This is a genomic window from Burkholderia sp. SR8 (assembly GCF_052851275.1).
Map to the genome: position 1 here is coordinate 130,843 of NZ_JAULUC010000003.1, position 23,250 is coordinate 154,092.

Consider the following 23,250-nt stretch of genomic DNA (forward strand, 5'->3'; position numbering starts at 1 on the left):
TTTCGGCGAGACGGCCTGCATCGGCGCGCGCGGCGAACGCTTCGCCGGGCGATCGGCGCGGCGCCCCGTTCAGGCGGCGGCCGACGCCGGCGCGGCCGCGCGATGCAGCAGCACCGGCACCGATTTCGACGTCGGCGTGTTGCACACGTCGCCGACGCTGTCGAGCGGCACCAGCGGATTCGTTTCCGGGTAGTACGCGCCGATGCAGCCGCGCGGGATGTCGTATTCGACCAGCAGGAAGCCGTCCGCGCGCCGCTCGATGCCGTCGTGCCACACCGTTTCCATGTCGACCCAGTCGCCGGCCTTCAGGCCGAGCATTGCCAAGTCGTCGCGATTGACGAACACCACGCGGCGCTGGCCGTACACGCCGCGATAGCGGTCGTCGAGCCCGTAGACGGTCGTGTTGTACTGATCGTGCGAGCGCGTCGTCATCAGCGTCATCAGCCGCTCGCCGTGCAGCGCGCGGGCGCGCTGGATCGGCGTGTCGGTCGGCAGCGCATGCGCGATGAAGTTCGCCTTGCCCGTCGGCGTCAGCCATTCGCGGTCGCGCGACGCGACGCGCAGGTGGAAGCCGCCGGGCCGCGCGATGCGGGCGTTGTAGTCGTAGAAGCCGTCGAAGGTCGCCTCGATCGCGTCGCGGATCTTCGCGTAGTCGTTCTTGTACGCGAGCCAGTCGATCTTGCCGCTGCCGAACAGCGCATGGCCGATGTGCGCGACGATCGCCGGCTCCGACATCAGGTTCGCGGAAGCCGGCTTGTTCATCCCGTACGACACGTGGACCATGCTCATCGAATCCTCGACCGTCACGCCTTGCGCGACGTTGTCCTGCAGGTCGATCTCGGTGCGGCCGAGGGTCGGCAGGATCAGCGCGTCGCGGCCGTGGATCAGGTGACTGCGGTTCAGCTTCGTCGTGATGTGCACCGACAGGTCGCAGCGGCGCATGCCTTCCCACGTGCGCGGCGTGTCGGGCGTCGCCATCGCGAAGTTGCCGCCGAGACCGATCAGCACCTTCACGCGGCCTTCGAGCATCCCCTCGATCGTCTCGACGACGTCGTAGCCGTGGTGACGCGGCGGCTCGAAGTCGAACACATGGCCGAGCCGGTCGAGGAACGCCTGCGACGGTTTTTCCTCGATCCCGACCGTGCGGTTGCCCTGCACGTTCGAGTGGCCGCGCACCGGGCACAGGCCTGCGCCGGGGCGGCCGATGTTGCCGCGCATCAGCATCAGGTTGGTCAGCATCTGCACGGTCGCGACCGAATGCTTGTGCTGCGTGATGCCCATCCCCCACGTCGCGATCACGCGTTCGCTGCGCGCATAGAGCTGCGCGAGGCCGTCGATCTGCTCGTACGGCACGCCGCTTTCGGCTGTCAGCGCGGACCAGCTCTCGTTGCGCAGATCGTCGGCGAACGCGTCGAAGCCGGCCGTGTGCTCGTCGATGAACGCGGTGTCGAGCACGCGCGGCGCGCCTGCGGCGCGCGCGGCATCGTCGAGTTCGAGCACGCGCTTGGCCATCCCCTTGATCAGCGCGAAATCGCCGCCGATCGTCGGCTGGATGAACGTCGATGCGATGTTGGTGCCCGACATCGTCAGCATCTCGAGCGGACTCTGCGGATCGGCGAAACGCTCGAGCCCGCGCTCCTTCAGCGGGTTGATCGACACGATCGTCGCGCCGCGCTTCGCGCATTCGCGCAGCTCGCCCATCATCCGCGGATGGTTGGTCGCCGGGTTCTGGCCGAAGATCAGCAGCGTGTCCGCGTGCTCGAAGTCGTCGAGCGTGACGGTGCCCTTGCCGACGCCGACCGACGCCGGCAGCCCGCGGCTCGTCGCCTCGTGGCACATGTTCGAGCAGTCGGGGAAGTTGTTCGTGCCGTACAGCCGCACCAGCAACTGGTACAGGAACGCCGCCTCGTTGCTCGCGCGGCCGGACGTGTAGAACGCCGCCTGGTTCGGGTCCGGCAGCGCGCGCAGATGGCGCGCGATCAGCGCGAACGCGTCGTCCCATGCGATCGGCACGTAGCGGTCGGTCTGCGCGTCGTACACCATCGGGTCGGTCAGGCGGCCGTGCTGTTCGAGTTCGAAATCCGACTGTTCGAGCAGCTCGGTGACCGTGTGCGCGGCGAAGAATGCCGGCGTCACGCGCTTGCTCGTCGCTTCGGCGGCCACCGCCTTCACGCCGTTCTCGCAGAATTCGAACGTCGATGCGTGCTGGCGGTCGGGCCACGCGCAGCCGGGGCAGTCGAAGCCGTCCGGCTGGTTCTGGCGCAGCAGCGTGCGGTAGTTGCCGCCCGCGACCTTTTCCTTGATCAGGTTGATCGTGACGGCTTTCAGCGCGCCCCAGCCGGCGGCCGGGTGGGTGTACGGTTCGATGCGCGCGGCGGCGGATTTCTTTTTCATGATGCTGCGATGCAGGTGTCGGGGTCGATGCACGCAGAGTACGCGCGGCGCTCCGGCCGCTGTGTGTACACCTTTCATCTTCAAAAAAGAGTACAGTTTCGGCCAGTCAGGCAGTGCGGAGCGCAACTGTGTTGTTGAAGCGGAGTGGAAAGGGAGGCGCGTGAAGCGTTACGAACAACTGGCCGACGATCTGCAGGCGCAGATCGAGCGCGGCGTGTACCGGCCCGGCGAGCGGATTCCATCGGTGCGGCAGGCGAGCCGCCAGCAGCAGCTCAGCGTGACGACCGTGCTGCGTGCGTATCTCGTGCTGGAGAGCCGCGGGCTGATCGAGAGCCGGCCGCAGTCCGGCTATTTCGTGCGGGCGCGGGCCACGGCGCCGGCCGAGGCCGAACTGCACGTGTCGGCGCCGGCCGCCGAGCCGTCGGCGGTGGACGTGAGCCGGCTCGTGCTGTCGACGCTGCGCTCGATCTCGCGCGACGATGCGGTGCCGCTCGGCTCGCCGTATCCGGACGCGTCGCAGTTCCCGGTGCAGCGTCTCGCGCGCTATGCGCAGGCGATCGGGCGGCGCCGCACGCGCTGGGGCGTGATCGACGACCTGCCGCCCGGCAACCAGGAGCTGATCCGCCAGATCGCGCGGCGCTACGCGGAGCGCGGGATCGCGGTCGAGCCGGGCGAGATCGTGGTGACGATCGGCGCGACCGAGGCGATCAACCTGTGCCTGCAGGCGGTCGCGAAGCCCGGCGACACGATCGCCGTCGAATCGCCGACGTTCTACGCGATGCTGCACGCGATCGAGCGGATGGGCATGCGCGCGCTGGAGGTCGCCACGCACCCGGGCGACGGCATCGATCTCGACGCGCTCGAACGGATCCTCGCGCGCGAGCGGATCGCCGCATGCATGGTGATGCCGAATTTCCAGAACCCGCTCGGTTTCCAGATGCCCGATGCGCGCAAGCGCGCGCTCGTCGAGCTGCTCGCGAAGCACGGCGTGCCCGCGATCGAGAGCGACGTCTATCACGAGCTGCATTTCGGCGACGCGACGCCGAGCGCGCTGAAGTCGTACGACCGCGACGGGCTCGTGCTGCATTGCGCGTCGTTCACGAAGAGCCTGTCGCCGCGCTACCGGATCGGCTGGGCGATGCCCGGGCGCTACCGCGACCAGGTCGAGAAGCTGAAATTCCTGAACACGCTCGCGACGCCCGCGATCGAGCAGCTCGCGATCGCCGAATACCTGAAGTACGACGGCTACGATTTTCACCTGCGGCGCATGCGCAAGCAGTATGCGCAGCAGGCGAGCCTGATGAGCGCGATGGTGCGGCGCTTCTTCCCGGAAGGCACGCGGCTGTCGCAGCCGCAGGGCGGGTACGTGCTGTGGGTCGAGCTGCCGCGGCAGGTCGATGCGATGAAGCTGTATGCGCTCGCGCTGGCGCAACGGATCACGGTCGGGCCCGGGCACATGTTTTCGGCGACGAACGATTACCGGCATTTCATCCGGCTCAACTACAGCTATCCGTGGTCGCGGCAGATCGAGGACGCGCTGAAGGTGCTCGGGCGGCTCGCGTCCGAGTGCGCGGGGCAGTGAGCGGGGCTGCGGCGGCCCCGGCGGGGCGGCGGCCGGTTGCGGGCCGCCGCGTCGAGCATTACCGCGCGGGCGACGCCTGCAGCTCGGCCTGTGCCGCGCCGGCCATCCGGCGCATGTCGAAGCCCGACGGATGCTGGTACACACGCAGTCCGAATTCCGGCAGCACCGCGATCAGGTGATCGAACAGGTCGGCCTGGATCGTCTCGTAGTCGACCCAGGTCGTCGTGTCGGTGAAGCAGTACAGTTCGAGCGGAATGCCTTCGGCCGTCAGCGGCAGCTGGCGCGCCATGCACGTCATGTCGCGCCGGATGCGCGGATGCCCGTTCAGGTAGTTCGCGACGTACGCGCGGAACGTGCCGAGGTTCGTCAGCTGGCGGCGGTTCGCCGGGCAGTCGCCGGCCGCGCCGAGCGTGCCGTTCCATTGCGCGATCGCGTCGACCTTGTCTTCCAGATAGTCCTTCAGCAGCGTCAGGCGTTCGAGCCGCTCGATCTCGTCGTTCGCGAGAAAGCGCACGCTGGTCGCGTCGATGAACAGCGCGCGCTTGATGCGCCGCCCGCCGGCTTCGGTCATCCCGCGCCAGTTCTGGTAGCTCTCCGTGATCAGCTTCCACGTCGGCACCGTGATGATCGTGTGATCGAAGTTCGCGACCTTGACCGTGTTCAGCGTGATGTCGATCACGGTGCCGTCCGCGCCGGCCGACGGCATCGTGATCCAGTCGCCGATCCGCAGCATGTCGTTCGACGACAGCTGGACGCCGGCGACGAGGCCGAGCAGCGTGTCCTTGAAGATCAGCATCAGCACTGCCGACATCGCGCCGATGCCCGACAGCAGCAGGCCGATCTGCTTGCCGGTCGCGTCGCCGATCACGACCAGCGCGGCCGTGATGAACATCACGAGCTTGACGAGCTGCATCGCGCCTTTCAGCGACAGGCGCGGCTGGTCGCGCCGGCTCGTGCGGTGCGTGTGTTCGAGCGCAGACAGCGTCGCGCTGATCGTCATCGACAGCAGGAACACGATGAACGCGAACAGCACCTTGTCGGCGGCCTGCGCGGCGCCGGCCGGAATGCCGGGCACCGCGCCGAGCCCGAGCTTGATCACGATGAACGGCACGATGCGGTTCAGCCATTTGAATGCGCCGAACTCGAACAGCGCGTCGTCGATGCGGGTGGCCGACAACCGCGCCAGGCGCGCGACCACGCGGAACAGCAGGAAGTGGACGGCGGCCGCGATCGCGCCGGCGGCCGCGAGCAGGATGAGGATGCCGACGAGCGGCGCAAACCAGGATTCGTTCAAGGTCATAGGGGCAGGCAGGGTCCTTCTCGTACATTGAATCGGCGCCGCGATGCGGCGCATGCCCGGTGAAGGGCACATGAAAGGGACCGTGATTGTGCCATCGGGTTCCGCGCGGGCGCGGCGAATGGCCTTCGTCCGGATTGCGAAACATGCTCACCGTCGCGCGGCATTTCGCGGTGTGTCGATACCTTCGTCCCGTTGCGTTCGCGCCGACGAACAGACGGTGTACTTGCCAGGCGATGGCCGCTCGGGGGGCGCTGCGCGAACGACTTCGCGAACCGCGCAGCCACGTCGTGCACGCATTTCACGCGTGCAAGATTGCAATGGAAGCTGGCCGTCGCGCCATTCACCGCGACCCGGCCCGCATGGCTTTCGCCGTCCGCCCGCCCGCGCCGCTCGACCACGTCGGCAGCCGCAGCGTCGTCACGAAGCTCGCCGCATGCAGCGCGCACAGCAGACCGAACGCCCATGCGTACGCGGCGCCCTGCGTGCCGCCCGCCGGCACCGATGCGGCTTGCAGTCGCCATGCGAGCAACAGCGTGCACATCGTCGTGAACGTCGGCCCGCCGAGACGCTGGACGATATTGAGCGACGTCGTCGCCATCGGCAGGTTGTGCCGCTCGACCGACGCATACGCGGCCGAAATCGACGGCGCGCCGATCGCGCTCTGGCCCATCCCGCGCAGAAACAGCGCGGGCACGAGCACATACGGATCGTAGCCGGCGAGCGCGAGATACACGAACGGCAGCGTCGCGGCGAGCGCGAGCAGCGCGCCGGCAGCGGCCAGCCGACGCACGCCGAACCGGCTCGTCAGCGCGCCCATCGACGGATAGGTGACGAGCATGCCGAGCCCGAGCGGCGCCAGCAGCCAGCCCATCTCGCCGGGCGAGCGGCCGCATGCTTCGATCAGGAACACCGGAATCAGCATCTGGCCCGCGTAGATCGCGCCGTTCGACAGGAACTGCGTGGCGGCCGCCGCGCCGAACACGCGCGAGCGAAACAACGCGAGGTCGATCAGCGCACGCTCGCCCTTGCGACGCTCGACGCGCAGGAACGTCGCGAGCAGCAGCGCGGACACCGCGATCGCGCCGATGCCGGGCACGGCATCGATCCGCTCCGCGCCGTAGAGGAACAGCACGAGCGCCGGCGACAGCAGCGCGAGGCCGGCCCAGTCGAGTTCGCGCCGCTGCGTTTCATCGCGGTCGCCGGGCAGGAACCACACGGCCAGCGCGAGCGCCAGCGCGCCGACCGGCAGGTTCACGAGAAAGAGCCAGCGCCACGACGTGTGCTGCAGGATCGCGCCGGCGACGACGGGCCCGAGGATCGGTGCGATCAGCACCGGCACCGCCGCATAGCCGATCACGCGCGCCATCTGCTGGCCGGCCACGCGCGCGATCATCATCTGCGCCATCGGCGCGAGCAGCCCGCCGCTCGCGCCTTGCAGCACGCGGAACGCGATCAGCGACGGCGCCGACCACGCGAGCCCGCACAGCGCCGAGGTCAGCGTGAACGCGGAGAAACACCACAGATACAGCGCCTTCGCGCCGATGCGATCCACCAGCCAGCCGTTCAGCGGCAGCACCAGCGTGAGCGCGAGCAGATAGCCGCTCGTCACCCACTGGATCGTCGACAGGCTCGCGTGCAGATCGGTCGCGAGGCTCGACAGCGACACGTTGACGATCGTCGCGTCGAGCTGCGACAGCAGCGAGCCGAGTGTCGCAACCGCGCTGACTTTCCAGATCGACGGCGCGAGCCGGCCGACCGCGAGGCCCGGCGCCGGCTCGTTGCGGTCGTCGCTCACGCGCGGCGCCGGTCGAGCAGCGCGAGGATCTGTTGTGTCGAACCCGTCTCGCCGAGCCGCGGAAACAGGCGCTCGACGCTGTTCGTGTGCGCGTCCGCGTTGAGGTCGGTCATCGCGTCGACCGCGAGCGTCACGTTGTAGCCGAGCTCGTGCGCCTGGCGGGCAGTCGATTCGACGCCGATGCTGGTCGCGATGCCGGTCAGCACGATCTGCGTGACGCCGGCCGACTTCAGGTAGGCGTCGAGGTCGGTGCCGGTAAACGCGCCCCAGGTTTTCTTCGTCACGACGTGGTCGTTCGGCTGGCGGTTCAGTTCGGGCACGAGTTCGGCCCAGTCGGCGGGCAACGGCGCCGTGCGCGGCGGTTGCTCGGTGCGGCCCGGTGCGCCGCCCGCGACGTTGACCAGCACGACCGGCAGCCCGCGGCTGCGGAATGCGTCGAGCAGTTCGCGCGTGCGTTCGATCACCGGCGCGACAGGATGCGCGGTGGGTAGCGACACGATGCCTTTTTGCAGGTCGATGACGACGAGCGCCGTGTTCGTGTCGAGACGGGTTGTGCTCATGATGCGGATGCTCCGTGAATTGGGCGAGGGAACGCGTCCGCGCGCTGCCGCGCGGCACGCCAGCGGCGCTTGCGGCTTACTGCTCGCCGATGCGCCGGATCAGCGGAATCGCGGCGGCGAGCGCGCGGATTTCGTCGGGATCGAGCCGCTCGATCGCGGCGCCGAGCCATTGGTGCTTCGCGGTGTCGCGCTTGCGCCGTGCCGCGACGCCGGCTGCGGTCAGCAGGAACAGGATCTGGCGGCCGTCGGTCGGGTGCGGCTTGCGCTCGACGAGCCCGTCTTCCTCGAGGCTCGCGAGAATCGCTTTCATCGATTGCGGCTTCATCGCTTCCGCGCGGGCGAGATCGGCAGTCGTCATCGGGCCCTGTCGCTCGAGCCGCGCGAGCGCGCTCGTCTGCGACATGCCGAGCCCTTCGGAGTCGATCTCGGAACGCAGGCGGCGGATCAGCTGGCCGACCGCGAGGGTCAGGTCGGCGGCGACGGTGTCGGCGGAAACGCCGGGTGTGCGTGGCGGTGTCATGCGGCGAATCATAGGATACGACAGTCAAACTTGCAAGTTTAACTGTCGAAATCGATGCGAGCCGGTGGCGCGTGATGCGTCAGCGTGATTGGGCGGCAGGAGCGCGCGACCGTTGCGCGATCGCGCATTGTCGCTGCGGATCGCGAGCAGCCGGCAACGTGCCGGCTGAACGCGTCGTCGCGCCGTGCTTACTGGATCGAGCAGGACAGCCAGCGATGGATCTTCACCGCATCGCTCGACACGCCGGCGCGCGTCGGTGCGCCGAGCAGCACGATCGTTTCGCGGCGGCCCTTCACGCGCATGCGCATCACGACGCCGTGGCCCGATTCGTTGATGAAGCCCGTCTTCTGCAGCCGGATCGGCAGGCGGCCGTCGCGCACGAGCGGATCGGAATTCACGTACAGCAGCTCGCCGTCGCCGGCCTGCACGGTGGTCGACGTGTCCGTCGAGAAATAGCGGATCAGCGGATCCTGCGCGGCCGCGCCGACGAGCCGTGCGAGATCCTCGGCCGTCGATACGTTGCGCGGCGACAGACCGGTCGGTTCGCGGAAATGCGTATGACGCATTCCGAGCCGGCGCGCTTCGCGGTTCATCGCGTTCACGAATGCCGCGCGGCCGCCCGGATAGTCGCGGCTCAAGGCGGCCGCCGCGCGGTTTTCCGACGACATCAGCGCGATATGGAACATCTGGCGGCGCGACAGTTCGGCGCCGATCGGCAGCCGCGAACCGGTGAACTTGATCGTGTCGCGATCGCGCGCGGTGACGCGCAGCACGCCGTTCAGCGGCCGGTCCGCGTCGCGCGCGACGACCGCCGTCATCAGCTTCGAGATCGACGCGATCGGTCGCACGGTGCGCGCGTTGCGGGCGAGCAGCGGCGTGCCGGAGTCGACGTCGAGCACGTAAGCCGCTCGCGAATGCAGCGAACGCACCGCACGCGGCGTGTAGCCGCAGCGCGCGAGCAGATGCGGTTTCGTGGCGGGGCGCGCGCGAACCGCGCTCGTGCGTTTCGCGCGCCGGTGCGGGGCGGGCGCCGCGTGGCGCTTGACCGCATGATGCTTCACGCGCGGGCGGCGCTGCTTGACGGCCTTCTTCCTGCGGTGGGCGGGCTTCTTCTTGACGACTTTGGCATGGGCTTGCGGCGCTGCAGTGCGATGCGGCTGTGCGCGCTGCGCGGACGCGTTCGTTGCGAACGCGAGTGTCAGGAACGACAGGGCGAGGATCAGGGTGGTCCGGGCGCGGGGCAGGCGCGCGATGAGGCCGGTCAAACGAAAGTCTCCTTTTCACGCGCGTTGCGGCGGCGCGAAATGCGTGGGCGGGCAGCGGGTGCCGGAAATTATACGGTCGATCGCGGGGCGATGACGATGGATGTGCACGCAATGATGCGTGATACGGGCGGATTCGTGCGGTTTTTTGCGGATGATCGAAGGTGTGCGTGCAATGGCACGCTCACGACACAGCGACTCAGCGCGGCCAGTTCCGCCGCGACACGACCGCGAAGCTGATCGCGATCGAACCCGTGACGGCGCGCGGCGGCGCGTCGTCGAGCGCATCGCCGTAGCGAAAGCGGCGGCTGCGTCCGTCGGCGCGGGCGGCGCGAGCTTCGGACACCGGCGGGGCGGCCGCGGCCCGGCTTTCGCCGGCGACAACCGCGTCGCACGGCACATCGGTCAAGCAATCGGCTTCGAGATCAACGGACATGACGGTGAGTTCCAGGAGGGGCATGCCCGTATTGAACGTCACGCCGTTCGATCAGTAAAATGAATGTTTCGATCGATACGATTCCTTTAAAGAATGGAATTGAAACTGCTGCGCACGTTCCTGACCGTCACCGAGCTCAGCCATTTCAGCCGGGCGGCCGATGTGCTGCACATGAGCCAGCCGGCGCTGAGCAAGCAGATCGGCGCGCTGGAGGCGAGCCTCGGCGGCAAGCTGTTCGAGCGCGGCCGGCACGGCGCGGAGCTGACGCCGTTCGGTGAACGCTTCCTGCCCGACGCGCAGGCGCTCGTACGCGATGCCGACGAGATCCTCGTGCGGGCGCGCGAGGCGACCAGCGGGCAGCGCGGGCATCTGCGGCTCGGCATCTGCCTGTCCGTGCTGACGCTCGTGCCGAAGCTCGTCGCGGAGTTCCGGCGCCGCAATCCCGGTATCGCGGTCACGCTGAGCGACCTGTCGTCGGCCGAGCAGACCCGCCGGCTGCGTGCCGGCAAGCTCGATGCGGGGTTCCTGCGATTGCCTTCCGACGAAGGCCTGGCGTCGTTCAAGGTGATCGACGAAGGGCTCGCGCTCGCGGTGCCGCCGCACCTCGGTTTCAAGCGCGTGCCGGCCGATCTCGACATGCTGAACGAGATCGGCTTCATCGCGCTGCAGCGCGCGCGGGGCCCCGGGCTCGCCGCGCAGATCGATCGATGGTGCGTCGAGCGGCGCTTCGTGCCGCACGTGACGCAGCAGGCGGAAGACGTGCAATCGGTGCTCACGTCGGTCGCGGCCGGCGTCGGCGTCGCGTTCATTCCGTCGCGCGCGCAGTACCTGCTGCGCGATGCGACCGTGCTGCCGCTCGACGGCCGGGACGCGAAATGGCGCGTCGGGCTCGCATGGCTGGCCGGCCGCGACGATCCCGTGACCGCGCGTTTCGTGTCGTTCATGCGCGCGGCGATCAAGCGGGCGTGACCGGGCGTATAGTGTCGTCGATCGCATCCTTCATGCATGCCGGCCCCGCGCTGGCTCACGAACCCCAGCCGATGACTGCAGAATCCGACGATTCCCCGCTCGATCCCGCCATCGTGGCGACGCTCGCGACGCTGAACGAAGCCGCGACCGATCCATCCGGCAAGACGTGGTCGCTGCCGAAGATCGCGAAGCGCGCGCAATTGCCGATGAGCACGCTGCGCCGCGTGCTGACGCAGCTCGATGCCGCCGGCTTGAGCGCGACGACGCTGAACGACGACGGCACGGGCAGCGCCGCGCTCACCGACGAGGGGCGCGCGGTGTGTGCGGAGCTGTTCGGCGCGAACGACGCCAGATGAGAAAAGGGCCGCTCGAAGGCGGCCCGTGATCGTGCGGTTCGACAGGCGGCGTCGCCCGGATTACGGCGGCATCACCACCGCACCGTTACGCCGCCCATGACGGAGCGGCGATAGGTCTGGTCGTTCAGCCCGTGCCGGTAGCCGACGTCGAGATCGAGCCAGCGCTTCGGCGAGTAGATCGCACCGGCGATCACGAACGCCGGGTTCGCGCCTGCCGTGCTTTCGGTGTTGCGCGACATGCCGACGTCGGCCACGAGTTGCAGCGTGTCGGTCGCCTTGTAAAGCGCCGCGGCAGACACGGCCCACACCGAGCGCAGGTCGCCCTGACGATTCGGCTGGTAGGCCAGGCCCGCATTCGCAAGCACCGACACGCGGGCCACGTCGACCTGCGCGAGCAGCGTCGCGCCGGTGCCGACACGGCCCGTGCCGAGGCCGCGACTGTCGTTGCCGGTCGGCATCGTCAGCTTCGGTTTCAGCGCGAGCGACAGCGGCCCGCGTTCGACGAAGCGCCATTTGATGCCAACCTCGACATCGCCGATTCCGTCGCCGTTGTCGTCGGTCCGCGTCTGCAGATGCGTGTAAGGCGCGTTCACGTAGGCATCGACGTATTCGCCGAACCCGCGCGTGAGCGTCGCGTTCCAGAGTTGATGGCGGCCGTTCTCGTCCTGTTTCGCGGTTTCCTCGCCGTTGAACTCCAGCTGCCAGTTCGCATTGCCCTGTGTGCCCGTGTCGTCGCTGACGAGCGGATGGGCCGCATGTGCGTGCAGCGGCGCGAGCAGCGCGCTCGCGGCCGCGAGCGGAAGCATTCTTCGTTTCATCACGTTACCCGTATGGTGTCGGCGGCGGCCGGCCCGCGCGGGCCGGCACGCCGTAGCCGGAGGAGTCAGAACCACTGCTTGTAGCGACGCACGTAGATCGTCTTCACGATCTGCGCGAGCACGATGTAACCGACCATCGTCGCCGCGAGCCACAGCCAGTAGGTGCCCGGCAGGTGCATGAAGCCCAGCGAATCGGCGAACGGCGAGAACGGCAGCCAGCAACCGATCGCGATCGCGGTGAACGTCGACAGCAGCACCGGCAGCGCGGCCGTGCTCTGCAGGAACGGAATCTTCTGCGTGCGCAGCAGGTGCACGACGAGCGTCTGCGACACGAGACTCTCGATGAACCAGCCGGAGTTCATCACGATCTGGCCGCCCGAACCGCCGTGCAGCTGATACAGCGCGCCGGCGCCGAACACGGTCCACATCAGCACGTAGGTCGTGATGTCGAAAACCGACGACGTCGGTCCGACCCACAGCATGAAACGCCCGATGTTGCCGGCCTCCCACTTGCGCGGCTTCTTCAGGAATTCCGGATCCATCCGGTCCCACGGCAGCAGCATCTGCGACGTGTCGTAGATCAGGTTCAACACGAGCAGCTGGGTCGCGAGCATCGGCTCCCACGGCAGGAACGCACTGGCGACGAGCACCGAGAACACGTTGCCGAAGTTCGAGCTGGCCGTCATGTTCAGGTACTTCAGGATGTTGCCGAACGTCTCGCGCCCCTTGATCACGCCTTCCTCGAGCACCATCAGGCTCTTTTCGAGCAGGATGATGTCGGCAGTTTCCTTCGCGATGTCGGCACCACTGTCGACCGAGATGCCGACGTCGGCGTCGCGCAGCGCGGGTGCGTCGTTGATGCCGTCGCCGAGGAACCCGACCGTGTGGCCGTTCGACTGCAGCGCCTTCACGATGCGCGCCTTCTGCAGCGGCGTGAGCTTCGCGAACACCGTCATGCGTTCGACGACCTGCGCAAGCGTCGCATCGTCGAGCGCGTCGATCTCGGCGCCGAGCATCGGCTTGCCCGGTTCGAGGCCGACCTGACGGCAGACCTTCATCGTGACCGTCGGGTTGTCGCCCGTCAGCACCTTCACCGCGACGCCGTTCTCACGCAGCGCGGCGAGCGCCGGCGCGGCCGATTCCTTCGGCGGATCGAGGAAGGTCAGGAAGCCGCGCACGACGAGGTCGCGTTCGTCGGCGGTGCGGTACTGTTCGCGTTCGTCGCCGCGCGGGATCGGGCGCGTCGCGAGCACCAGCACGCGGAAGCCGTCCTCGTTGTACGCGTTCGCCTGTTCGAGCAGCCGCTTGCGCGCGACGAAGTCGAGCGGGCGCACGCCGTCCTCGTCCTGCACGTGGGTCGACACCGCGAGCATTTCCTCGACCGCACCCTTGCAGATCAGCAGATGCGCGCCGTGCGTATCCTCGACGACCACCGACAGCCGGCGTCGCACGAAGTCGAACGGCAGCTCGTCGATCTTCCTGTAGCCTTGCGGCTTCACACGGTCGCCGATCTCGTCGGCGCGCGCGACGACCGCGATGTCGATCAGGTTCTTCTGGCCGCTCTGATGGAAGCTGTTGAGCCAGCCGAGTCGGAGGATGTCCTCGTTCTTGTGGCCGGACAGGTCGAGATGGTGTTCGAGGATGATCTTGTCCTGCGTGAGCGTGCCGGTTTTGTCGGTGCACAGCACGTCCATCGCGCCGAAGTTCTGCACCGAATTCAGCCGCTTCACGACAACCTTGCGGCGCGCCATCGCGATCGCGCCGCGCGCGAGGTTCGCGCTGACGATCATCGGCAGCATTTCAGGCGTCAGGCCGACGGCCACCGCGAGTGCGAACGTGAGCGCACTGAGCCAGTCGCCCTTGGTCAGCCCGTTGATCATGAACACGACCGGCACCATCACGAACATGAACTTGATCAGCAGCCAGCTCACGCTCGCGACGCCGCGGTCGAAGCTCGTCTCGATGCGCTTGTGGCTCACGACGTTGCGCGCGAGCGAACCGAAGTAGGTGTCCTCGCCGGTCGCGACGACGACGGCCGTCGCGGTGCCGCTCACCACGTTGGTGCCCATGAAGCACACGTTCTCGAGATCCAGCAGCGACGCCGACGCATCGTTCGCGGCGTCCGGCGCGCCTGCCGTGCCTGCCGTGCCGGTCATGGTCGTATTGGCCGACTTGCCGGCGACCGCGCCGAGCGTGTCGTATTTCTCGACCGGCAGCGCTTCGCCGGTCAGCACGGCCTGGCTGATGAACAGGTCGCGCGACGCGAGCAGCCGCACGTCCGCGGGAATCATGTCGCCGGCCGACAGGTGCACGATGTCGCCGACCACCACTTCGCGCATCGGCACCTCGCGGCGCGCGGGCTCCGACGTGTCGGTCACCGAGCGTTGCACGGTCGCCGTCGTGCGGACCATCGCCTTGAGCTTCTCGGCCGCGCGCAGCGACCGGAATTCCTGTACGAAGCGCAGCAGCGCGCTGATCGTGACCATCGTCAGCAGGATCGTCATGCCGACGTAGTCGCGATCGCCGGGCGCGGCGAAATAGACGTCGGTGCAGAAGCTGATCGCGGCCAGCACCAGCAGCACGTAGACGAACGGGTTGTGGAACGCGTGCAGCAGCTGGCGCGTCCAGTGCGGCGGCTTGTCGTGCGCGATTTCGTTCGGACCGTGATGCTGCAGGCGATCGGCGGCCTGTTCGTAGGTGAGGCCGCGCGTGCTGGTGCGCAGCGCCTTGAAGGTGTCTTCCAGCGGGCGGGCCGCTTCCTGCGCGGCACGCATGACGCGCGGTTCGTCGTGCTGACCGGGGCCCGCGTTGATGAAGCCGCGCTGTTTCTTTTGCGATGTGTTTCGTTGTGTCATGAGTCGCTCCTTGCGCACGACGCGGCGGGCGGGGAGCGACCGTGACGTTATCGACGCACGAGCGCTCCCCGCCGCGTCGCGTCAGGCGCGATCGGCTGTGGATCGGTGAAGAGGGGAATGCTCGCCGGCGCGTGGCGCACGGACGGACCGTCGGCGCGCAGCTTCGCACCGGCGAGCGGTAATCGACTACTGTCGTCTGAGTTCATCTGCACTCCTGTCGGTTGCGGGTAGGCGGCACGGGCGATCGACGGCCGCGCACGCACGACGGCGCGCGGCCGCACGGCACGCGAACGGAACACGCACGCAGCTCGCGTTGCGCGCGGCGCGAATGCACGTGCGCGACAGCGTGCGGCTGCATGGCGCGGGCATTCGGCGATATCGAAAAAATTCGGCGGGGATTCTGGCCGGTCAGGCCGGAAGGGCGCCGCATCCTGCTTCCCGGGATGCGGCAGAAGACGAGGCTCTGCGCGGTTTCCTCAGGCAGCAGTCAAGTTGGTCGAGGACCAACTACAACTCGCATCGGTGTTCACAGAACACTCCATGTAATCAGACGGGGGCGATGGTAATGGGTCGTCGTGCGAAGCGTCAACCCTTTTTCCGCCCTTGGTTCACGCAATGTTTGCAGAACGTTAGCGCGTCGCTGCCGGCGTCACGGATGAAAAAACCGCGCGCACGCCGGGCAGGCATGCGCGCGGTGGCATCGATGCAACGTGCCGGTTACTGCGTGGCTGCCGCGACGGCAGCGCCCGCGTCCGCAATGCCGGACCCGGCGGGCAGGGCCGTGCACGACGTGCTCGCCGGCAGCATCGCCGCACGCGCACCGCCCTGCAATTTCTGCTGGATCTGCGTCGGCGTGAGGTTGCCGTTCACCGACAGCATCAATCCGACGATGCCCGACACCTGCGGCGTCGCGAGGCTCGTGCCGCTCGCCGTGTCGTACGTGTCCGTGCCCGGCGTCGTCGTGCCGCTGTTGGCCGTCGACAGGATGCCGACGCCCGGCGCGCTCAGCGCAACGTCGGCGCCGAAGTTGCTGAACGACGCGCGGCGGCCGGTCGAGTCCGTCGCGCCGACGCTGATCACGCCGCGGCAGTTCGCGGGCTGGTCGAGCCCGGTCGACAGCCCGTCGTTGCCGGCCGCGACGACGACGGTCACGCCCTTCGCATTCACGTCGTCGATCGCCTGCTGGAACGTCGTGCTGCACGCGCCGACGCCGCCGAGGCTCAGGTTGATGATCTTCGCGGGATTCGGGTTCGTCGGCACGCCGTTGACGGGAATGCCGGCCGCCCAGCGCATCGCGTCGGCGATGTCGCTCGTCGTGCCGCCGCATTTGCCGAGCACGCGCACCGGCAGGATGCGGCCGAGCCACGACACGCCGGCGACGCCGATGCCGTTGTTCGCGGTCGCGCCGATCACGCCCATCACGCGCGTGCCGTGCCAGCTGCTGTCGCTCGGTTCGCTCGCGCAGTGATAGAACGGACCGCTCGCGTTGTCGAGTTCCTGCTGCGTGACCCAGTCGCCCGGATCGGTGGCGTCGCTGCCGCGCGTCTGGCCGTTGTTGCTGGTGTTGACGTTGGAGATGAAGCTGTAGCCGGGCAGCAGGTTGCCGACGAGGTCGGGGTGCGGCCGGTAGCCGGTGTCGAGCACGGCCGTGACGACGGTCGGCGAGCCTTTGGTCCGCGTCCACGCGGGCGGCGCATTGATGCCGACGCTCGCATCGGACAGGTACCACTGCTGGCTGTACGCGGGATCGCTCGGCGTGTCGCGGATGCGCATCGGATGATCCGGTTCCGCATAGTCGACGTCGGCGTCGGCCGCGAACGTCTGCGCAAGCGCGGCCGCGTCGCCGGCCGCAATGCGCTGGCCGATCGACAGCACCGCCGCGCCGTTCGACAGCGTCCGCTCGACCTGCACGTTCAGCGGTGCCTGCGAGGTCGTCGCCGCCGCATACGCACGTGCGGCGCCCGTTGCGGTCGGCGCCGTCCAGCGCGTCATCGAGCGCTGGATTACCGCGTCGAGCCGCGTGCCGGGGTCGACGGCGGCCATTGCGCGTGCAGCCGTCAGCGTCTTCAGCCTGACGATCAGGTGATCGACCGGCGGCTCGGCCGACTCGGTCGTCTGGGCGGCCATCTGGGCCGCGGCCTGCTGTGTCGCACACGTATTGCTGCCGTTGGTCGGCGCCGGGGTCGTCGGAGCCGGGGACGGCGCGGGGGCCGGGGCCGGCGCCGCGTTGGAAGAAGACGGGTTGCTGCCGTCGCCGCCACCGCCGCCGCAGCTTGCGAGGGGAAGCAGCGCGGCGGCAGACAGCATGCCGGCGAGCACGCGCGCATGAGCAGGGCGGGCCAGCGTGAAATTCGAACGTTTGGCTCTCATGGTGAAACTCGATCCTCGAAGATGGCCGTCGTGCCCGGTCCGGCGAAGACCGGACCTTGTCGCTTTCGTCTGACGGTCGCGGCAAGGTTGCTGCGACGCGCCATGCACTGGGTAACGGCCGCGGCCGACGCTTCTTGAGCCTCTTTCGCGAGAAAAATCGGGCTGGACGCAAACGATTACGTTGCTGCATTGCAGCGCGATGACGATTCCGAGGCAGCGGCCGTTGCATGCGTGCCGGGACGGGGCGGGGCCGGGCGGGCGTCACGCGCGACGCCGACGCGTTTGCGCGCCACGGAAAGCCGTGCGCCGCGCGCGGCGGGTTCATTACGCTTTCCCTGATGCGACGCGAATTTTGTCGGGCGTAGGATCGCGATTCGATCAACGTTTCGTCAGGAGAAAAGCATGGATCGCCGCTTCCGTTGGCTGGCCGTTGCGCTGACCTGTGCGCTGGCCGGCACCGCGCACGCGCAGGCCCTTACCGGCACGCTGAAGAAGATCAAGGACACGGGCGTCGTGTCGCTGGGTATCCGCGAATCGTCGGTGCCGTTCTCGTACTCGGACAACCAGCAGAAGAACATCGGTTATTCGCGCGACATCGCGGCGCGCATCATCGATCAGCTGAAGACCGAGCTGAAGGCGCCGAACCTGACGGTGAAGGAGATCCCGATCACGTCGCAGAACCGGATTCCGCTGCTGCAGAACGGCACGATCGACTTCGAGTGCGGGTCGACGACCAACACGCTGGAGCGGCAGAAGCAGGCCGCGTTCTCGAACAGCATCTTTCTGTACGGGATTCGCTTCAGCACGCGCAAGGATTCGGGCGTGAAGGACTTTCCGGACCTGGCCGGCAAGACCGTCGCGACGACGGCCGGCACGTCGGACGAGCGCCTGCTGCGCAAGCTGAACGAGGAGAAAGGGATGAACATGACGATCATCAGCGCGAAGGATCACGCCGAAGCGTTCATGAACGTCACGACGGGCCGCGCGGTGGCGTTCGTGATGGACGAGCCGCTGCTGTACGGCGAGATCGCGAAGGATCGCAACCCGGGTGCGTACACGGTGACGGGCACGCCGCTCGTCCACGAAAACTATGCATGCATGATGCGCAAGGACGATCCGGCGTTCAAGCACGTGGTCGATGGCGTGATCGCGAAGATGCAGACCTCGGGCGCGGCCGAAAAGCTCTACGATCAGTGGTTCATGCAGCCGATTCCGCCGAAGGGCGTGAGCCTCAACTATCCGCTTTCGCCGGAGATGAAGCAGCTGTTCAGGAATCCGACGGATCAGGCGCAGTACTGATCGTCGATCGGCCTGCAAGTAAAAAACCGCCGGCACGTGCCGGCGGTTTTGCTTTTCAGCCCGGTCGTTGGTGCGCCGGACTCGCGCGCGTCAGGCCTTGATTTCCGGCCCGCGGGCGGCCGGACGGGCCGGCGCCGACGGGGCGGGCGCCAGTGCACGCGTCGACGGTTGGGCCGGCACGAGCACGACGACCGGTTCCGGCATCGCCCACAGCGGCATCGCGAATGCGACGGGTTGCGGCATCGGCATCGCGAACGCGTTGGCGAACGCGACGTGCTGCAGCGCCAACATCTGCTGCTGCATCGCGACCATCTGCGCCTGGGCCGCCTGCATCTGATACTGCGCGGCCTGCATCTGCCGCAGTGCGGCTGCCGGCGGCATGCCGCCCGACGACGTCTGCATCTCGAAGCTCGCGCCGCCTTGCGGGCTGTGCCAGCTCCACGTGCTGACCTTCATCGGGCCGAGGGCCGTCTGGACGACTCGCGTTTCGGCCTTGACGGGCACGGCCTGCCCGTTGACGTTGACGAACATCGGTTGCGCGGCCGGGGCTGCGCCGGCCTGTCCGGCCATCGCGAGCACGGGCATCAGCGCCAGCGCGCCCGCCGCCATATACGAATGGAATCGCATATTCGTATCTCCATCAAACGAAGACTGATCGAATCAACAATGAATGAAGTGTGCGGCTCACGGATGGAGCCACCAGCGACTATGCGAGCGCTGGCTTAAAGCAGGATTAAAACCGCCCCGGGCTTCCCGGACGAGCCGGCGGCAGGATGCCGAAACCTGCCCGAGCAGGGCGGCCGGAGTCCGGGCGGCGTGTTGGCGAAGGTCGGGCGACCGGCATTCAACCTCGCCCGCGCCAGGGAATTCCTGCTGCATGGCGCAACAACAGGCACAATATGCGCTTCGCCACGCACCGCTGTTCGCCATTCGAACACGCTGGCGCGCGCCGCCGTCCGAATCCTTCCCGGTTGTCATGAACGTCTCCCTCGCTCCCGCGCGCGAATCGAACTCGCCGCGCTTCCTGTTGTTCCTGATCTGCCTGTTCGCGTCCGCCGGCCAGCTTGCGATCGACATCTACGTGCCCGCGCTGCCGGACATGGCGCGCTCGTTCGCGACCACGCCGCAGGCGATCCAGTCGAGCGTCTCCGGCTACATGGCCGCCTATGCGCTCGGCCAGCTGATCTTCGGCCCGGTGGCCGACGCGTACGGGCGCAAGCGCGTGCTCGCGTTCGGGCTCGTCATCTATACGATCGGCTGCCTGCTTTCGCTGGGCGCGCCGAATCTCGAGACCTTCGTGCTGGCGCGCTGCCTGCAGGGCTTCGGGATCGCGACGACGAACCTGCTCGCGAAGGCGATCATCACCGACTCGTTCTCGGGCCAGGCGCTGATGCACGCGTTTACCTACATGTCGATCGCGTGGGGGCTCGCGCCGATCATCGCGCCGGTGATCGGCGCACACCTGCAGGAATGGTTCGGCTGGCGCGCGTGCCTCGTGTTCCTGCTGGTGTATTCGCTGGTGATGTGGGCGCTGCTGTGGCGCTACCGCGAGACCTTGCCGAAACCGGTCCATCTCGAGCCGCGCACGCTGATGGCCAACGCGGGCAAGGTGCTCGCGAGCCCGGTGTTCCAGAGCTGCTTCCTCGCGCAGGGGCTGTGCTACAGCATCCTGCTGGTGTTCAACATCGTCGGGCCGTTCATGGTGCAGACCACGCTGCACAAGCCGCCGACCTTCTTCGGTTATCTCGCGCTCGGGATCGGGCTGATGTATTTCCTCGGCGGGCTGTCGAACCGGATCCACGGACGCGGGCTGCCGAGCGCCGAGCAGCGGCTGCGCATCGGCGCTCGCGTGATGGCGGGCGCGGCGGTCGTGATGCTGGTATTGGCGCTGACCATCGGCCTGCGCGTGTGGACGCTCGCGACGCCGGTGCTCGTGATGGGCTTCTGCGCGGGCGCGATGTATCCGACGCTGATGGCCAAGGGCAATTCGCTGTTTCCGCATATCGCCGGGCTGACGAGTGCGATCCTCGGATGTGCGCTGCTGCTCGTGTCGTCCGCGATGATGGGCCTGGCCGGCTTCGTGTCGGTGCAGGTGCTGACGCCGCTTGCGGTGTTCTTCGTCGCGCTGTCGTTCATCGTCGTATGGATGGTCACGAAGCTGCTGCGCTATCTGTCCCGGCAGCAGGCCGCGAGCATCGCGTGCGGGAGCGGGGAAGCGGCGTAACGCCCGACACGGTGGGCGCGGCTGCACAATGCCGATGCCGATGGCGGCGGGGCGCGGGCGACCGATGGCCTGCGCGTGCCCGGCGCCAGGCGCCGCTCAGAGCGGGTGCGCCGCGCCCGCCTGCGTCAGCAGCGACACCGCGGCCGGATCCGGCATCCCGTTCGGGTCGATCGCGCCGGCCTTCGCGAGCGCGTCGAGATCGCCGTCCACGCCCGGTTGCCCGACGACGAACGGCGTGGTGAGGAACGCGGGCGTCGACAGCATCACCGAATAACGCTGCTGCAGATTTGCCGCAACCGCCGATTGCGCGGCCTGCACCGTCTCGGGGCTGCCCATCGCCTGCTGGAAGCGCGCATTGCCCTGGAAATTGCCGATCAGCCCGGCCGTGTTCGTGCCGAGCTGCGCGGCGACGTAGACGAGCATCAGCTCGGTCTCGGGTGTCGTGTTGAAGGTGCCGCCTCCGTACGCGAGCGAATGCAGGCTCGTGCCGCCCGATGCGACGGCAATCACGCAAGGAAGCGCGGCATTGACCGTCACCCGGTAGTTGCCGCCGCCGTCGGTCAGCGTGGTGGCCGACCCCTGCGCGCAACTCACCGTGACCGATGCGCTGGCGAGCGCGCGGCCCGTGGCGGCGGTGCCGGACAGTGCGACCAGCTGCGTGTTGTTGTCGTTGAAGCAGACATCGACGCCGAAACAGGCGTCGCCGTTGCAGCCGGCAAGCGACGCAACGGCGGCGATACCGAGCGTTCGCAGCGCGGAGAAAATAAAGCGCGGATGGCGAGTGTTCATGATCGCGGCCAATCGTGAGAAGGGGCAACCGCCGTGCGCCGCAGGTGTGGCGCCGCTCATATTCTAGGTCTCGAATCGGTGCGGTGCTCAGCCGTTTTCCGGGTGAGTGCGGGGAGCGTGGCTGGCGGCGCGTGTCGCGTTGTTTGCGTGCGGGAGCGGCGTGCCACGCCCGCGCGACGGGCGCGATCGGCGTCCTGAACCTTTCGATTCCGTTCGCAATTAGTTATGCTGCGGGACGATTAAAAAACGATGAGAGCGCGCGCCGTTTCGACGGAACGGGCGCGATGTTTCCGACATGAACCTGAAACGATTGGCGGGGCGGCCATGCGCGCCGGATTGCGAGGGCGATCCGGCGGGATGCGCGACCCGCACACTCCCGCGGCTCGCCCGCGCGCGACGCAATGCAGGCGCCGGCGGCATCGGCAACGCGGCGCTGGCCGCCGTGGTGCTGGCCGGCGTCATGTTCGTTGGCGGCACGGCGTCTGCCGCGTTGGCCGATGTCGATACTGGCGAGCGCGCGGTTCCGTCGGCAGCCGGGGCGCCGTCGGTCTGCACGAACATTGCTGCCGCGGCGTCCTATCCGGTCGCCGACACACCCGAAGCGGCGCCGCCGCTGAAAGGCCGCGTGACGGACCTGACGGGCGTGCTGAGTGTCGCGTGCGCGTCCGAACTGACCGACCGGCTCGCCGATCTCGAGCGACGGCTCGGCGTGCAGATGGCGATCCTGCTGGTTGGTTCGACCGGCCAGTCGACCATCGAGCAATTTGCGACCACGGTGTTCGAAAAATGGCGTCTCGGCCAGAGCAAGATCGACAACGGTCTGTTGCTCGTTGCCGCACTGAACGACCGCACGGTGCGGATCGAAGTCGGATACGGCCTCGAAGGCGCGATTCCGGACATCGCCGCCGGGCGCATCATCCGCGAGCGCATCGTGCCGGCGTTTCGCGAGCAGCGTATCGAAGCCGGCATGAGCGATGCCGTCGATGCGCTGGTGCGCGAGATGACGCCGCCGGAGAGTGCCACACCGGATCGGGCAGCACCGGACGCGGCGATGCATGGACGCGACGCCCCCTACGCGCCTGACACGGCGGCGGTGGCGGAAACCATCGACGCACAGCCGCGCGTCCGTCGGGCCGACAGCGGAAAGTATCAATCGAACGGTTTGCCGGTGCGCAAATCCCTGAACACGGGCAGCATCCGGTTCTGGTTCCTGCTCGGCGTCGCCAACGTCGTGCTGGGCGTGCTCGCCGAGTGGCGCAAGCTCCGCCGTACTTTTTCGCTCGCCGCTGCCTGTCTTGTGGCGGCCGCCGTTCCGATCGTGATGCTGCCCGTCGGCGCGATCTTCGGCGGCAATCCGGCTGCGATGTTCGGCGCCGCATTGCTCGTTCCGACTGCGGCCGGCGCCGCGCCATGCGTGCTCGGCATCTGCCTGTTCCGGTCCGCGCGCGTGCGCAAGTACACGGCGATCGGGGGCGGGACGCTGTTCATGCTGATCGCGATCGGCCGCGAGATGGAGTATTCGATCGGGGAAGTGTTGTCAGGGATCTTCGGCGTGCTATGCGTGCTCGCTGTGATCTGGGCGAAATTGACGGGCGGCGGTACGTCGTCGTCTTCATCCTGGTCGTCCGGTTCGAGGTCCGGTTCATCCGACTCGGACGCCGACTCGTTTAGCGGCGGCGACGGCGCGAGCGGCGGCGGTGGCGCATCGGGGCGCTGGTAGC

Annotated in this window: 19 protein-coding genes; 6 read left to right on the forward strand and 13 right to left on the reverse strand. The window is 68.0% G+C overall.

Annotated features, from left to right (window positions below; genetic code table 11):
* Positions 1-69: 69 nt before the first annotated feature.
* Positions 70-2,394, reverse strand: coding sequence for an FdhF/YdeP family oxidoreductase (locus Q3A80_RS04820; RefSeq protein ID WP_446327929.1), 2,325 nt, complete (start codon positions 2,392-2,394; stop codon positions 70-72).
* A 160-nt stretch (positions 2,395-2,554) separates the two neighbouring features.
* On the opposite strand from Q3A80_RS04820, the gene Q3A80_RS04825 reads away from it, so the two are divergent.
* Positions 2,555-3,976 (forward strand): aminotransferase-like domain-containing protein, encoded by a 1,422-nt coding sequence (locus tag Q3A80_RS04825; protein WP_446327930.1) that lies wholly within the window; start codon positions 2,555-2,557, stop codon positions 3,974-3,976.
* A gap of 58 nt (positions 3,977-4,034) precedes the next feature.
* Here Q3A80_RS04825 and Q3A80_RS04830 read toward each other — a convergent pair whose 3' ends face one another.
* The 6 genes from Q3A80_RS04830 to Q3A80_RS04855 form a co-directional block, all read right to left on the reverse strand.
* Positions 4,035-5,276, reverse strand: coding sequence for a mechanosensitive ion channel family protein (locus Q3A80_RS04830; protein WP_446327931.1), 1,242 nt, complete (start codon positions 5,274-5,276; stop codon positions 4,035-4,037).
* 340 nt (positions 5,277-5,616) lie between these two features.
* Entirely contained in the window at positions 5,617-7,071 is a 1,455-nt protein-coding gene (locus Q3A80_RS04835) for a DHA2 family efflux MFS transporter permease subunit (protein WP_446327932.1), read from the reverse strand.
* Positions 7,068-7,631, reverse strand: coding sequence for a cysteine hydrolase (locus tag Q3A80_RS04840; protein WP_446327933.1), 564 nt, complete (start codon positions 7,629-7,631; stop codon positions 7,068-7,070). The genes Q3A80_RS04835 and Q3A80_RS04840 overlap by 4 nt, the downstream gene beginning before the upstream one ends.
* Positions 7,632-7,707: 76 nt before the next feature.
* Complete coding sequence (locus Q3A80_RS04845; RefSeq protein WP_446327934.1) at positions 7,708-8,163, reverse strand: MarR family winged helix-turn-helix transcriptional regulator; 456 nt, start codon at positions 8,161-8,163, stop codon at positions 7,708-7,710.
* 176 nt (positions 8,164-8,339) lie between these two features.
* Positions 8,340-9,416, reverse strand: a complete 1,077-nt coding sequence (locus Q3A80_RS04850) for a serine hydrolase (RefSeq protein WP_446327935.1) — start codon at positions 9,414-9,416, stop codon at positions 8,340-8,342.
* Positions 9,417-9,612: 196 nt separating this feature from the next.
* A complete protein-coding gene (locus Q3A80_RS04855; RefSeq protein WP_446328131.1) occupies positions 9,613-9,849 on the reverse strand; it encodes a hypothetical protein in 237 nt (78 codons plus the stop codon).
* Positions 9,850-9,942: 93 nt separating this feature from the next.
* On the opposite strand from Q3A80_RS04855, the gene Q3A80_RS04860 reads away from it, so the two are divergent.
* A complete protein-coding gene (locus tag Q3A80_RS04860) occupies positions 9,943-10,818 on the forward strand; it encodes a LysR family transcriptional regulator (RefSeq protein ID WP_446327936.1) in 876 nt (291 codons plus the stop codon).
* Positions 10,819-10,889: 71 nt separating this feature from the next.
* On the forward strand, positions 10,890-11,174 hold the full coding sequence (locus Q3A80_RS04865) for a transcriptional regulator (protein ID WP_446327937.1): 285 nt from the start codon (positions 10,890-10,892) through the stop codon (positions 11,172-11,174).
* 71 nt (positions 11,175-11,245) lie between these two features.
* Here Q3A80_RS04865 and Q3A80_RS04870 read toward each other — a convergent pair whose 3' ends face one another.
* From Q3A80_RS04870 to Q3A80_RS04885, 4 genes are all read right to left on the reverse strand, one after another.
* A complete protein-coding gene (locus Q3A80_RS04870; RefSeq protein ID WP_446327938.1) occupies positions 11,246-11,992 on the reverse strand; it encodes a transporter in 747 nt (248 codons plus the stop codon).
* A 65-nt stretch (positions 11,993-12,057) separates the two neighbouring features.
* Complete coding sequence (gene mgtA / locus Q3A80_RS04875) at positions 12,058-14,847, reverse strand: magnesium-translocating P-type ATPase (protein ID WP_446327939.1); 2,790 nt, start codon at positions 14,845-14,847, stop codon at positions 12,058-12,060.
* 47 nt (positions 14,848-14,894) lie between these two features.
* Positions 14,895-15,053 (reverse strand): hypothetical protein, encoded by a 159-nt coding sequence (locus Q3A80_RS04880; RefSeq protein WP_446327940.1) that lies wholly within the window; start codon positions 15,051-15,053, stop codon positions 14,895-14,897.
* A gap of 511 nt (positions 15,054-15,564) precedes the next feature.
* On the reverse strand, positions 15,565-17,217 hold the full coding sequence (locus Q3A80_RS04885; protein WP_446327941.1) for a S8 family peptidase: 1,653 nt from the start codon (positions 17,215-17,217) through the stop codon (positions 15,565-15,567).
* A gap of 402 nt (positions 17,218-17,619) precedes the next feature.
* On the opposite strand from Q3A80_RS04885, the gene Q3A80_RS04890 reads away from it, so the two are divergent.
* Positions 17,620-18,516, forward strand: a complete 897-nt coding sequence (locus tag Q3A80_RS04890) for a glutamate/aspartate ABC transporter substrate-binding protein (RefSeq protein WP_446327942.1) — start codon at positions 17,620-17,622, stop codon at positions 18,514-18,516.
* A 90-nt stretch (positions 18,517-18,606) separates the two neighbouring features.
* Here the strand turns inward: Q3A80_RS04890 and Q3A80_RS04895 are convergent, their stop codons facing one another.
* Complete coding sequence (locus tag Q3A80_RS04895) at positions 18,607-19,143, reverse strand: hypothetical protein (protein WP_446327943.1); 537 nt, start codon at positions 19,141-19,143, stop codon at positions 18,607-18,609.
* 349 nt (positions 19,144-19,492) lie between these two features.
* Between Q3A80_RS04895 and Q3A80_RS04900 the strand changes: the two genes are divergently transcribed.
* Positions 19,493-20,740, forward strand: coding sequence for a multidrug effflux MFS transporter (locus Q3A80_RS04900; RefSeq protein WP_446327944.1), 1,248 nt, complete (start codon positions 19,493-19,495; stop codon positions 20,738-20,740).
* A 96-nt stretch (positions 20,741-20,836) separates the two neighbouring features.
* Here Q3A80_RS04900 and Q3A80_RS04905 read toward each other — a convergent pair whose 3' ends face one another.
* A complete protein-coding gene (locus tag Q3A80_RS04905; RefSeq protein WP_446327945.1) occupies positions 20,837-21,529 on the reverse strand; it encodes a hypothetical protein in 693 nt (230 codons plus the stop codon).
* A gap of 460 nt (positions 21,530-21,989) precedes the next feature.
* Between Q3A80_RS04905 and Q3A80_RS04910 the strand changes: the two genes are divergently transcribed.
* Positions 21,990-23,249 (forward strand): TPM domain-containing protein, encoded by a 1,260-nt coding sequence (locus Q3A80_RS04910; RefSeq protein ID WP_446328132.1) that lies wholly within the window; start codon positions 21,990-21,992, stop codon positions 23,247-23,249.
* Position 23,250: the final 1 nt, after the last annotated feature.

What these genes read in the sequence shown, in the direction of transcription:
- Q3A80_RS04820 (WP_446327929.1), bottom strand. Translation starts at nt 2,394, where the DNA reads ATGAAAAAGAAATCCGCCGCCGCGCGCATCGAACCGTACACCCACCCG.
- Q3A80_RS04830 (WP_446327931.1), bottom strand. Translation starts at nt 5,276, where the DNA reads ATGACCTTGAACGAATCCTGGTTTGCGCCGCTCGTCGGCATCCTCATC.
- Q3A80_RS04840 (WP_446327933.1), bottom strand. Translation starts at nt 7,631, where the DNA reads ATGAGCACAACCCGTCTCGACACGAACACGGCGCTCGTCGTCATCGAC.
- Q3A80_RS04845 (WP_446327934.1), bottom strand. Translation starts at nt 8,163, where the DNA reads ATGATTCGCCGCATGACACCGCCACGCACACCCGGCGTTTCCGCCGAC.
- Q3A80_RS04855 (WP_446328131.1), bottom strand. Translation starts at nt 9,849, where the DNA reads ATGTCCGTTGATCTCGAAGCCGATTGCTTGACCGATGTGCCGTGCGAC.
- Q3A80_RS04860 (WP_446327936.1), top strand. Translation starts at nt 9,943, where the DNA reads ATGGAATTGAAACTGCTGCGCACGTTCCTGACCGTCACCGAGCTCAGC.
- Q3A80_RS04865 (WP_446327937.1), top strand. Translation starts at nt 10,890, where the DNA reads ATGACTGCAGAATCCGACGATTCCCCGCTCGATCCCGCCATCGTGGCG.
- Q3A80_RS04870 (WP_446327938.1), bottom strand. Translation starts at nt 11,992, where the DNA reads ATGAAACGAAGAATGCTTCCGCTCGCGGCCGCGAGCGCGCTGCTCGCG.
- mgtA (WP_446327939.1), bottom strand. Translation starts at nt 14,847, where the DNA reads ATGACACAACGAAACACATCGCAAAAGAAACAGCGCGGCTTCATCAAC.
- Q3A80_RS04880 (WP_446327940.1), bottom strand. Translation starts at nt 15,053, where the DNA reads ATGAACTCAGACGACAGTAGTCGATTACCGCTCGCCGGTGCGAAGCTG.
- Q3A80_RS04885 (WP_446327941.1), bottom strand. Translation starts at nt 17,217, where the DNA reads ATGAGAGCCAAACGTTCGAATTTCACGCTGGCCCGCCCTGCTCATGCG.
- Q3A80_RS04890 (WP_446327942.1), top strand. Translation starts at nt 17,620, where the DNA reads ATGGATCGCCGCTTCCGTTGGCTGGCCGTTGCGCTGACCTGTGCGCTG.
- Q3A80_RS04895 (WP_446327943.1), bottom strand. Translation starts at nt 19,143, where the DNA reads ATGCGATTCCATTCGTATATGGCGGCGGGCGCGCTGGCGCTGATGCCC.
- Q3A80_RS04900 (WP_446327944.1), top strand. Translation starts at nt 19,493, where the DNA reads ATGAACGTCTCCCTCGCTCCCGCGCGCGAATCGAACTCGCCGCGCTTC.
- Q3A80_RS04905 (WP_446327945.1), bottom strand. Translation starts at nt 21,529, where the DNA reads ATGAACACTCGCCATCCGCGCTTTATTTTCTCCGCGCTGCGAACGCTC.
- Q3A80_RS04910 (WP_446328132.1), top strand. Translation starts at nt 21,990, where the DNA reads ATGTTCGTTGGCGGCACGGCGTCTGCCGCGTTGGCCGATGTCGATACT.